The organism is Siphonobacter sp. (assembly GCF_048595215.1).
GTDB lineage: Bacteria > Bacteroidota > Bacteroidia > Cytophagales > Spirosomataceae > Siphonobacter.
On sequence record NZ_JBMDWJ010000191.1, the window covers coordinates 15,644 to 27,396 of the forward strand.

An 11,753-nucleotide genomic window follows, 5' to 3' on the forward strand; every position below is an offset into this window, starting at 1 on the left:
AATGGCTCACATTCCCCTGCAATCGGTACGCGTACCGGAAACGGACGCTCAAACCTCCTACCGCCCCGCCCTGGTGTCGCTGGCTGTGCTGTACTTCATGATGGGTTTTATTACCTGTCTGAACGATACATTGGTGCCCTTTTTCAAGAAAGGCTTTCAGCTCACATACTCGCAGTCGTCGCTGGTACAGTTCTACTTTTTTCTTACCTACGGCATCATGTCGATTCCGGCGGGTCGTCTGGTAGAAAAAGTAGGCTACAAGAAAGGAATGGTACTGGGATTTGCCGTAGCGGGGGCGGGAGCCTTACTCTTTCTTCCGGCTTCGTTGTTGCACGAGTACACGCTGTTTCTGGGAGCCCTGTTTGTGATTGCCATCGGCATCGTGCTGTTACAGGTAGCGGCGAATCCCTACATCACCGTATTGGGACCCGCCGAAACGGCGTCTTCCCGGCTGACGCTCATTCAGGGCGTAGGTTCACTGGGGACGACGCTGGCTCCGCTGTTTGGTGCCGCCTTTATTCTGGCTCCCTTGCAGGAGGCTTCGAGCGATGCCGTGCAGTATCCCTATTTGGGCATTGCGGCCCTCTTAGCCATCATTGCTCTGACCGTAAGTCGCTTACGCTTACCGGATATTCAAGTTCAGGCGGAAGAAAAAAGCCAGACCCAGGGCCGGAGTGTGTTTTCTTTTCGGAATCTGCGATTCGGTATTCTGGGGATCTTCTGCTACGTGGGAGCTGAAGTGTCGGTCGGTACCTTTCTGACGAACTACATTACCGATACCGTTCATATTACAGAAAATGAAGCCAATGGCTACGTTTCCCTGTACTGGGGTAGTATGCTGGTGGGCCGTTTTCTGGGAGCTTACTTATTAAAATTCCTGAAAGCTTCCGCTACGCTGGCTACCTGTGCCGGACTGGCGATTGTACTGATTGGCTTTTCCATCAATGCAACGGGATACGTGGCGGTCTGGAGTATGATTGCCGTGGGACTTTGTAACTCCATCATGTTCGCGATCATTTTCTCGCTGGCGGTGCAGGGACTAGGATCCTACACGACGCAAGCTTCCGGACTACTCTCTACGGCCATTGCGGGGGGAGCCATTGTTTCCTACGGTCAGGGTCTGCTCATCGACCATTACACCTGGCCGATTGCTTTTCTGCTGCCCATTCTCTGTTACGCGTACCTGGTTTTCTTTGGCCTCAACGGGCACAAGTCCTCCTTAGCCTCTTAATCTTAGCAACACCAAGGCATGAACCGATTACTCATTCTTCTCTTCTTATTCATCAGTAGTCACGCGATGGCTCAGGTCCGAGCTGCCCGTATCTTACTGATTCCATTAGATGACCGACCGCCCTGTTTGCAATTTACGGTTCGGATGGGATTGATCGGACATGCCGAGGTGATTGCTCCTCCCCAGGAATTACTGGGCCGGTTTACCACGCCGGGGCAGAGTGAAGCGATTGCGGCCTGGGTTGAAAAACAGGATTTACGTTCGTTCGATGCCGCCATTGTCTGTCTGGACATGCTGGCCTACGGCGGACTCGTCGGCTCGCGGGTCCATCAAGTGGCCGCTCCGCTGGCCCTGCAACGCCTGGAAGTACTGAACCGAATTCGGAAAAAAGTTCCCAAACTTCCGGTTTACGCCCAGAGTGTGGTGATGCGGCTGGCTCCCTCGGCTACGCCTCAGAATGCCGCGTACCGGCAGAAAATAGCCCGATGGGCCGAGATTTCGCCGTACCCTGCTCTTCAGGCCGAAACCCGGCAACTCGAAAAAGAAATTCCGGCGGCCGAGCTTCAGGATTACAAAGAAGCCCGGACCCGCAACCTGCGGATCAATCAGCGGGCCATTGCCCTAACCAAACAAGGCATTATCGATTACCTGTTACTAACCCAGGACGATGCCAAACCGCAGGGCGTACACCGCAGCGATCACGAGACCTTGCTCCAGGAAATTAAAAAAGAAAAGTTAACCAGCCGGGTGGCTCTCCAGGCGGGTACCGACGAAGTTTCGATGTTACTATTAAGTAGGGCCCTGATCCGCCACTTTGGATTTGCCCCCAAAGTCAGGGCCCTTTACTCCTCAGAAAGCACCCGCGAAAAGACGATGCCCTTTGAAGATCGCCCGTTGTACCAAACCGTCAGCGAACAGATTCTGGCCGCCGGGGCTCAGGAAGTCCCAGACAATACGGCCGATGTCTTTTTCTACGTATACGCTTCCCGGCACGAAGCGGATCGGGCGGAATCTTCAGTCGATGAAATTGCTTCTTTGATCGAAGCGGGGAAAGCCGTCATCGTAGCCGACATCGATCCCCGGGGCGATGTACAAGGGGGCGATTCCACGTTTACGAAAGCTCTGGAGAAACGTCAGCTACTGGGTAAACTCAGCGGCTATGCTTCCTGGAATACGGCGGGTAATACCATCGGTACCGCTCTGCCACAGGGGACGATTTACACCGTCGCTTCCCGTAAACTGCTGTCCAAACCCGGTCTTGCGTCGTCCATTTACACGGCTCAACAGTGGTTTCTCCTGCATCGCTTACTCGACGACTATTATTTTCATACGAAAGTACGCCGCGAAGCCAATGCGGCCTTTGGTCAGGCGGGTATGAGTGCCACGTTGCTCGATGAAAAGCGTAATCAAGCCATGGAAACGCGTTGCCAGGAACAGCTACAGGCGTTTTTTACCCAGCTTTGGCCCGCGTATCAGGCCTCTATTCCGTCGCAGTACCAGTGCCTTACGCCATCACCGCTCCAATTTCATTTGCCCTGGAACCGGACGTTTGAGGCCCTGATTGATTTCGACCTCACCTGTAAAGCCGTGAAACCTTAACCCCCTGAATTAACACCTCTATCTTTTCTTACTCCTTGATTTCATGATGCCACACGTACGTACGCTGCACAGGCGTCTGGGCTGGCTACTGCCTTTGCTTTTGACGCTGCCCCTGTTCGTTTTCGCCCAAAACCCGGTTTTACGGGGTAAAGTCACCGATGAAAACGGGTCGGTTTTACCGGGAGTTACGGTCATGATTAAAAACACAACGACCGGCACGACGACCAATGCCGATGGTTTGTATACGTTAAAAGCTCCGGCTTCGACCGGAACGCTGGTCTTCTCATTTCTGGGTACGACCAGCAAGGAAGTGCCCTTCTCGGGAGCCGGTGAATACAATGTTGCCCTCAGCGAAGAATCCACGAAACTGAATGAAGTCGTGGTGGTCGGTTACGGCACGCAGAAGAAAGTAAACCTGACGGGTTCGGTGGCCGTAATCGAAAGTAAAACCCTGACCAGTCGTCAAGTCGGTTCTACGTCGCTGGCTTTACAAGGGGCCGCTCCGGGCGTAACCATCACTCAGCAATCCGGTGCTCCGGGGGGCGATGCGGGTACCATTCGGATTCGCGGGATTGGTTCAATCAACGCCGGACAAAATCCGCTGATTCTGGTGGATAACGTAGAAATGAGCCTCGACGCCATCGATCCCAACAACATTGCCAGTATTTCCATTCTGAAAGATGCGGCGGCAGCGGCGGTATACGGTTCACGGGCGGCCAATGGCGTCGTACTGGTAACCACCAAACGTGGAGCTAAAGGCGTAAATGTCAGCTACAACGCCTACGTATTGAAGCAGGAGCCAACCGATCTTCCCCAGAAAGTAAATGCTCTCGAACACATGATGTACTGGGACGTGGCTCAGGCCAACAGTGGGTTACCCGCCGCGTTTACCCAGCAAATTGAAGCCTACCGAACGAATGGCCCCGATAACAAAACGCTGTTCAACACCGACTGGAAGAAACTGGTACTGACCAATTCGGGCATCATGCAGAACCACAGTTTGAACCTGTCCATTGGAGGTGATCGCGTGAAGGCGTTTGCGTCGGGTAGTTTCCTGGACCAGAACGGTTTAACAGCCAATACGAATTATAAACGTCTGGACTTACGGTTCAATACCGACATTACGATCAGCAAAAAACTTTCCGCTTCGGTGGATCTGGTACTCAACAACTCCAACCGCCTCTGGCCGGGACAGGGTACGCCGCAGTACATCATCCGCGAAATGCTGGGTTTCCCGGCCATTACGCCGGGTCAGTTTGATACGGGTGAATGGGGTGAAGGCTGGTCAAATGCCAACCCCGCAGCTCAGGCCCGGGATGGGGGGTTCAACCGTAGCCTGACTGACTCGCGGATCATCAAGGGAACGCTGACGTATACGCCCATCGAAGGACTGGAATTACTGGCGACCTACAGCTCCAATTATTACACCAACCGCGGACGGCAGTTTACCAATCAGTACCGGATCTACTCGGCTGACGTAGCCAACAATACGCTGATTTACCAACGCCCCTGGCCCGCTCTGAACTCGCTGTCGGACCGGATTTCGCAGAATACCCAAAACCTGTTCCGGACGCAGGCGACGTACAACAAAACGGTGGGCAAGCACGCCTTTACCGTACTGGGCGGTTTTAGTACGGAGGATTTCAAAACGTCTTTCATCAATACCTACCGTCAGAATCTGCTTTCGCCGGACCGTCCGTACCTCGACAGCGGCGATCAGTTAGGCCAGACGCTGAGCGGGGGTGAAAGCCGCTTTTCGATGGTTTCGATCTATGGTCGGTTAAATTATACCTACAACGATAAATATCTGCTGGAAGTGAATGGTCGTTGGGATGCGTCCTCGCGTTTCCGTCAAAACAACTGGTGGCAACTATTCCCGTCCGTATCCGGGGGCTGGCGGATTTCGCAGGAATCGTTCTGGCAACCGCTTCAGTCGGTTGTAAGCGAAGCGAAGATCCGGGCTTCTTATGGTTCGCTGGGTAATCAGAACCTGATTCGCGGGGGCGAGTCGGATTACTACCCCACCTACTCCCTCTTCAACGCGGGAACGGCGTATAACTATTATTTCAACAACATCGTCAATCCCGGCTACGCCCTCACTACGGCGGCTAATGCCAATATTCGCTGGGAAACCTCCCGGATTCTGGATATTGGCGGCGATTTCGCCTTGCTCAAAAACCGTCTGAACGTGACGGCGGATTTCTTCCAGCGGGATATTGTGGATATGCTTCAGCTCGTCCCCATTCCCGCGTACGTGGGCCTCACGGCTCCTTTCGTCAATTCCGGCTCCATGCGGAATACGGGTTGGGAACTTGGTTTGGGCTGGCGGGATAAAATCCGTGATTTCAGCTATCAGGTACAAGTCAATGCTTCCGATGTTCGTAATAAACTCTTGAAAAATGGCGGTACGCCCATCATCAACGGAGCGACGATCCAGCAGGAAGGATACCCGCTGGATTCCTACTATGGTTATATTGCCGACGGCCTTTTCCAGAGTACGGACGAAGTAAAAGCGGCTCCCTTCCAGTACGGAAACTCAGCCGCGGGTGATATTCGCTACCGGGACATCAGCGGTCCAAATGGCGTTCCTGACAACAAAATCGACAGTTACGATCGTACCATCCTCGGCAACTATTTCCCTCGCTACGAATACAGCATAAACCTTGCGGCTCAGTACAAGGGTTTTGACTTTACGGCTTTCTTCCAGGGCGTGGGTAAAAAAGACAACTACCTGTCGGGAACGGCGGCTCAGCCTTTTTACTCCTCGAATTTCCAGGGAACCATGTTTGAGTATCAGAAAGATTACTGGTCACCGGAAAACACCGACGCGGCCTATCCTCGTCTGACGGTCAACAGTATTCCCAATAACTACGTGGCCTCTTCCTTCTGGGTACGGTCGGCGTCGTACCTGCGACTCAAGAACCTGGTTGTCGGTTACACCCTGCCTACGGCTCTGACGACGAAGGCTAAAATCAAGTCGGTTCGTTTGTACCTGAGTGGTCAGAATTTAGTAACCTGGACGAAATTCTTCCCCGGTTTCGACCCCGAGCAACGCGATACGGGCGGCGAGTTTTACCCCATCATGCGTACCTACACGGCTGGTTTAAACATCAATTTCTAACGACATGAACTTTCGTTTTCTTTCGATACTAGGACTCAGCCTGTCGCTTACGCTGCTTTCGGGCTGTAAAGAGTACCTGACCCAGGTACCGCTGGATGCTCCGGCAACGGGCCAGTTTTTCAACAATCAAACCGAGATGAACGGTGCCCTGAACGCCGTATACCGATCGGCGTACTGGAATACGGGTAACACGCCCTACCAGTCGATGATGGACGGCTGGACGGACCTTGCTCTGTTGCGGGGCGTGGATCTGGGTGAGGGCAACATTGATGTGTACAATGCCCACGCCAAATCCCTCTGGACGTTCGCTTACACCACCGTTCAGCGAGCCAACACATTGATTTCAGGCATGGAAATCGGCAAAAGCAGTGTATCGGCGGCAACGTTCAACCAGATTCAGGCCGAAGCCCGCGTACTTCGGGCCTACGCCTATTACCATTTGGTGTTTCTTTTCGGTGACGTTCCCCTGATTACGAAGCCGCTGGAACCCGCGGAGTTTTATACGCAAACGCGGGCCCCGCGGGCCGATGTGCTCAAGTTCATTTATCAAGAACTCGATGCCGCGATTGCCGTACTGCCCTGGACGACGAGCGATCAGGGCCGCATCACGAAGGCCGTAGCTCTGGGGTACAAAGCCCGTACCGCTTTGTTCAACAAAGAATACGCAGTGGCCGCCGAGGCTTCCAAGCAAATCATCGACGGTGCAGGACTAAGTTTGAATCCTAGCTTTGCTAACCTATTTACCCGTACGGGTCAGACGGCCAATGCCGGAAAGGAAATCATGTTCCAGATTTTGTACTCGGATGCGGATGCCAACTCGGTCAATTACGTACCGCTGGGCAGTATTTCCCGGGCCGCCGGTGGGCAGTCGGGTCGCTTCCCGCAGCAACGACTGGTCGATATGTTCGAAGCGAAGGATGGCAAACGCATTGACGAGTCGCCCCTGTACGATCCGGCCCAGCCGAGCAAAAACCGGGATATGCGACTGAAGTACACGGTAGCCATTCCCGGAGATACTATCAGCATGAATCAGCAGACGCTGGTGTACACGATTTACAAAAACACCACATCTTTCCGCAACGCCGACGGTAGCTGGATTTCGCGGACCAACGCCGATTTCGACAATGCCTTTGGTCCAGCCAAAAGTGGTGTAGGTTTACTGCATACCAAGTACACCCTCACGCAAGAGAATGCCTTTCAGGCCCGCGTAGGCTTTATTCTGATGCGATACGCCGAAATTCTGCTGATGTACGCCGAAGCTAAAATTGAACTTAATCAACTGGATGCTTCTGTAGTTACGGCTTTGAATCAGGTACGTCGCCGGGCGGGTCAGCCGGCGGTAGAAGCCACCGTGGAGGGGGATCAAAATAAGTTACGTCAGCTCGTTCGTCGCGAACGCGTGGCTGAACTGGCCATGGAAGGCTTCCGCTGGTTTGACATTCGTCGCTGGGGTATTGCCGAAGTGGTCATGCCGCAAAAGGTAATGGGAGCGGCCAAAGATCCGGCCGTGGCCCCCGCCCCACCGACCTTTAAATCGAGTGCCGTCCATGACCTGAACAACATTCCGGTTTATACTACGAGCGAAAGTCAGCGACTGGTTCGGGAAATTCGCTACTGGTACCCGCGACTGGAATTGTTGCCCGTTCCGCAGTCGGAACGCGACATTAACAAACAACTGACGCAAAATTCGGGCTGGTAAAGCCCTCGTATCTCTTCCCGAAAGGTTCAACTTTTCGGGAAGATTCCATGAAGATGAAACGTTCAACCCTACCTTGAATTTCCAGTATCTATTTTCAAGTACCCAAGAAGCAGCGACTGCTTTTCCATTTACACGCTTCGGAATAACCGAAGAATGCTTATGAATCGACGTCATTTCATTGAACGCGTATCCCTGACGAGCGGAGGTCTTTTTTCGACCTCCTTTCTGTCATTTTCTTCGTACGCCGCAAGTACGGAATCTTCCTTGGCTACTACAGCCGCTGACCATCAATCCGCCGACGTCATTGTGGCGGGCGGCGGCCTCGGCGGTTGTGCCGCGGCTCTATCCGCTCTTCGCAATGGACTAAAGGTCGTACTGACCGAAGAAACCGACTGGATCGGTGGGCAGATCACTCAACAGGGTGTTCCCCCCGATGAACATCCCTGGATTGAAACGCACGGAGCCACGCGGCTCTACCGCGATTTCCGTACGGCCGTTCGCCAGTACTACCAGACCTATTACCCACTCACGGACGCCGCCCGCACTCGGACGCATCTGAATCCCGGTGATGGTACCGTTTCCAAACTTTGTCACGAACCCAAAGTGGCCTTGGCGGTTTTGCTGCAAATGCTGGCTCCGTACCAGAGTTCGCGGCAACTGGTTCTGCTACTCGAACATAAAATCGTAGCGGCAGACGTAACCGGCGATCAGGTAAAAGCCCTGAAAGCCCGCAATCTGCGGAGCGGAAAAGAGCTGGTACTCGAAGCTCCCTACTTCGTGGATGCGACGGAACTGGGGGATTTGTTACCGCTCACGAAAACGGAATTTGTTACCGGAGCCGAATCCCGTCAGCAAACCCGCGAACTCCACGCTCCCGAAAAAGCCGATCCGAACAACGTACAGGCCTTTACGATGTGTATGGCGATGGATTATCTGCCCGGCGAAACGCACGTCATCGATAAACCAAAAGAATATAACTTCTGGCGAAATCTGACGCCGAAACTGACGCCCGCCTGGTCGGGACGGTTGCTGGATCTTCAGTATTCCAACCCCAAAACGCTGGAGCCCAAAGCCCTCGGTTTTAACCCGGAAGGTGTAGCCACGGGCGATAAACTAAACCTCTGGAATTACCGTCGCATCCTCAGCAAAGCGAATTTTAAACCCGGTACCTTCGCGGGTGATATTTCGATTGTCAACTGGCCGCAGAACGATTATACGCTGGGAAACCTGATCGGAGCAAGCGAGAAAGACTTTAAACACCACGTCGATCGGGCCAAACAACTGAGTCTGTCCCTACTGTATTGGCTGCAAACCGAAGCTCCCCGCCCCGACGGCGGACAGGGTTGGGCGGGTCTGCGGCTACGTCCGGACATCATGGGTACGGAAGATGGACTGGCGAAATACCCGTACATCCGCGAGTCCCGGCGAATCAAGGCCCTGTTTACCATTCTGGAAGAACACGTCGGAGCCGACAACCGGGCGATGATTACCGGAAAAAAAACCGGCAATACCGCCGCTCCGTTTGCCGATAGCGTGGGTGTGGGCTATTACCACATCGACCTGCACCCGAGTACGGCGGGCAATAATTACATCGATTTCGGCTCGCTGCCCTTCCAGATTCCGTTGGGGGCTCTGATTCCGCAACGGGTCCAAAACCTGCTTCCGGCCAATAAGAACATCGGTACAACGCATATCACCAACGGCTGTTACCGCCTGCATCCGGTCGAATGGAGCATTGGCGAAGCCGTGGGTATGCTGGTGGCCTATGCCCAACAAAAAAAGGTAACGCCGAAAGCCGTCCATGAAAAACTTAATCTGCGGGAAGAATTTCAGAAAATGGTTCGTAGTCAGGGTATTGAAACGCAGTGGCCTTCGGCTTAATCGCTTAGTTGTATGGGAATGAATCGATTTTATAAAGTACTGGCTCTGGCCCTGGTGACAACCGTTGCCTCGGCCCAGCTGCCCGCCCTGATTCCGGCTCCGCAAACGCTGGAAGCGGGTACGGGCACCTTTACGCTTACCACTCAAACGCGATTGGTAATAAACTCCCCGGAGCTTCGCCGGATGATCGCCGAGCAGTTGCCGCAATTACCGGCGGGTACCTCCGCAACCTCCACGATTACCGTTTCGCTGGCTCCGGCGGCGGATTTGGGTTCGGAAGGCTACGACCTGCGGGTAACCTCCAAAGGCATTACGCTCACGGCCCCCAAAGCCGCTGGTATTTTCTACGGTATTCAAACCCTTCGGCAATTATTACCGGAGGGGAAAACCGCTTTACCCCAGACGATTCCGGCGGTACACGTCCGGGATCAGCCGCGTTTTGGCTGGCGGGGACTGATGCTGGATGTCAGTCGGCATTTTTATGACAAAGCCTTTGTTAAACGGTACATCGATCAGATGGCCCGGTACAAATTCAACGTCTTTCACTGGCATTTAACGGATGACCAGGGCTGGCGGGTACAGATCAACCGACTACCGAAACTGACGCAGGTCGGAGCCTGGCGGGTACCCCGGACAGGTCGCTGGTGGGATCTCGAAAATACGCAGCCGGGCGAAGTACCTTCCTACGGGGGCTTCTATACGCAGGGTGACATTCGGGAAGTAGTAGCCTACGCTCAGCAGCGACACATCACCGTCGTTCCCGAAATTGATATGCCCGGCCACATCATGTCGGCCATTGCGGCGTATCCACAACTGACCTGCGGGCAACTCCCTACCGAGGTACCGCCGAACGGAAAGCTTTATAAGGTGAGAGATAATACGCTCAACCCTTGCCGGGACAGCACGTATCTCTTCATCGATCAGGTCTTTACCGAAATTGCGGAGTTGTTTCCCGGTCCGTACATCCACGTGGGGGGTGACGAAGCATATAAAGGCTTTTGGGAAAAATGCGATGAATGCCGGACGCTGATGAAAAAACAGGGCATTAAGAACGTTGAGGAATTGCAGAGTTATTTCATCAAACGCGTAGAGAAAATCGTCCAGTCGAAGGGTAAAAAACTCATTGGCTGGGATGAAATTCTGGAAGGTGGACTCGCTCCCGACGCCACCGTGATGAGCTGGCACGGTCTGAAAGGCGGTATTGAAGCCGCCCGGCAGGGTCACCCGGTAATCATGACGCCGCACCAGTTTTGCTACCTCGATCTGTACCAGGGTGATCCGAGTGCGGAACCCAGTACTTATGGCATGTGTCGACTGAGCAAAAGCTATGCATTTGAACCCGTCCCCGATAGTATTAAGGCCGAACTCATTCTGGGTGGTCAGGGTAATTTGTGGACCGAATCCGTACCCAACGAACGGCACGTGGAGTACATGACTTGGCCGCGAGCTTTCGCCATTGCCGAAGTACTCTGGTCGCCGAAAAATCAGCGAAACTGGCCCGACTTTGTCCATCGGGTGGAAAGTCACTTCAAGCGGCTGGACGTGCAGGATGTCAACTATTCCCGCAGTATGTACAATCCGATCGTTACGTCGGTGAAAAAACATCCAACCGGCTTGATGGAACTGGTGCTTGATCACGAATTACCCGATGTGGAATTGTACTATTCGACGGACAATACCATTCCTGATCGTCATTTCCCGAAATACACGCAACCGTTTCTGATGCCCAAAGGAGCCGACCGCGTGAAAGTGGTGGCTTACGCCAAGGGTAAACCCATCGGCCGGATGCTGGAACTGACGACTGCCGACATGGAAAAACGGGCTCAATAAACGGGGTTGATTGGTATGAAAACAGCAACGATTTTTCTCGGATTAGCCGCTCTGGCGAGTACGCTTTCTTTTCGACCGTACCATCATAGCGAATCGGACACGCCGCCGGATAGCAGTCGGTTTACCGTCATGCCACTGGTACAGGGACTGGACGAACCCATGGGCATGGCCTTGCTGCCCAACCGTAATGTGGTCATTGCCGAACGCAAAGGCGGCGTACGTCTATACGATGCCCAGGAAAAGCAACTTAAAACCATTGCTAATCTGAACGTGTTCAGCGGGATTGAAGACGGATTACTCGGTGTAGCAGCCGACCCGGATTTTGAACGCAATCACTGGCTCTATCTGTACTACGGCGTAGGCGGCGAAAAATGGATCAGTCACTTGTCCCG

The 11,753-nt window shown here is 53.6% G+C and carries 7 protein-coding genes; all 7 read left to right on the forward strand.

Going from position 1 to position 11,753, the window contains the following annotated elements; all coding sequences use genetic code 11:
• Nucleotide 1: 1 nt before the first annotated feature.
• A complete protein-coding gene (locus ACOJTG_RS11315) occupies nt 2-1,231 on the forward strand; it encodes a sugar MFS transporter (protein ID WP_420153904.1) in 1,230 nt (409 codons plus the stop codon).
• Nucleotides 1,232-1,249: 18 nt separating this feature from the next.
• Nucleotides 1,250-2,830: a DUF4127 family protein gene (locus ACOJTG_RS11320; protein WP_420153905.1), complete on the forward strand. Its 1,581-nt coding sequence runs from the start codon at nt 1,250-1,252 to the stop codon at nt 2,828-2,830.
• A gap of 43 nt (nt 2,831-2,873) precedes the next feature.
• Nucleotides 2,874-5,951, forward strand: coding sequence for a SusC/RagA family TonB-linked outer membrane protein (locus tag ACOJTG_RS11325; RefSeq protein ID WP_420153906.1), 3,078 nt, complete (start codon nt 2,874-2,876; stop codon nt 5,949-5,951).
• A 4-nt stretch (nt 5,952-5,955) separates the two neighbouring features.
• Entirely contained in the window at nt 5,956-7,650 is a 1,695-nt protein-coding gene (locus ACOJTG_RS11330; RefSeq protein ID WP_420153907.1) for a RagB/SusD family nutrient uptake outer membrane protein, read from the forward strand.
• Nucleotides 7,651-7,809: 159 nt separating this feature from the next.
• Nucleotides 7,810-9,531, forward strand: coding sequence for an FAD-dependent oxidoreductase (locus ACOJTG_RS11335; RefSeq protein ID WP_420153908.1), 1,722 nt, complete (start codon nt 7,810-7,812; stop codon nt 9,529-9,531).
• A gap of 18 nt (nt 9,532-9,549) precedes the next feature.
• Nucleotides 9,550-11,361 (forward strand): beta-N-acetylhexosaminidase, encoded by a 1,812-nt coding sequence (locus tag ACOJTG_RS11340; protein ID WP_420153909.1) that lies wholly within the window; start codon nt 9,550-9,552, stop codon nt 11,359-11,361.
• Nucleotides 11,362-11,376: 15 nt separating this feature from the next.
• Nucleotides 11,377-11,753: PQQ-dependent sugar dehydrogenase (locus tag ACOJTG_RS11345; RefSeq protein WP_420153910.1), on the forward strand; the 377-nt coding region annotated here is incomplete at its 3' end.

Excerpts from the sequence above, each read along its gene's own strand:
- ACOJTG_RS11315 (WP_420153904.1), top strand. The coding sequence starts at position 2 with ATGGCTCACATTCCCCTGCAATCGGTACGCGTACCGGAAACGGACGCT.
- ACOJTG_RS11330 (WP_420153907.1), top strand. The coding sequence starts at position 5,956 with ATGAACTTTCGTTTTCTTTCGATACTAGGACTCAGCCTGTCGCTTACG.
- ACOJTG_RS11320 (WP_420153905.1), top strand. The coding sequence starts at position 1,250 with ATGAACCGATTACTCATTCTTCTCTTCTTATTCATCAGTAGTCACGCG.
- ACOJTG_RS11335 (WP_420153908.1), top strand. The coding sequence starts at position 7,810 with ATGAATCGACGTCATTTCATTGAACGCGTATCCCTGACGAGCGGAGGT.
- ACOJTG_RS11325 (WP_420153906.1), top strand. The coding sequence starts at position 2,874 with ATGATGCCACACGTACGTACGCTGCACAGGCGTCTGGGCTGGCTACTG.
- ACOJTG_RS11340 (WP_420153909.1), top strand. The coding sequence starts at position 9,550 with ATGAATCGATTTTATAAAGTACTGGCTCTGGCCCTGGTGACAACCGTT.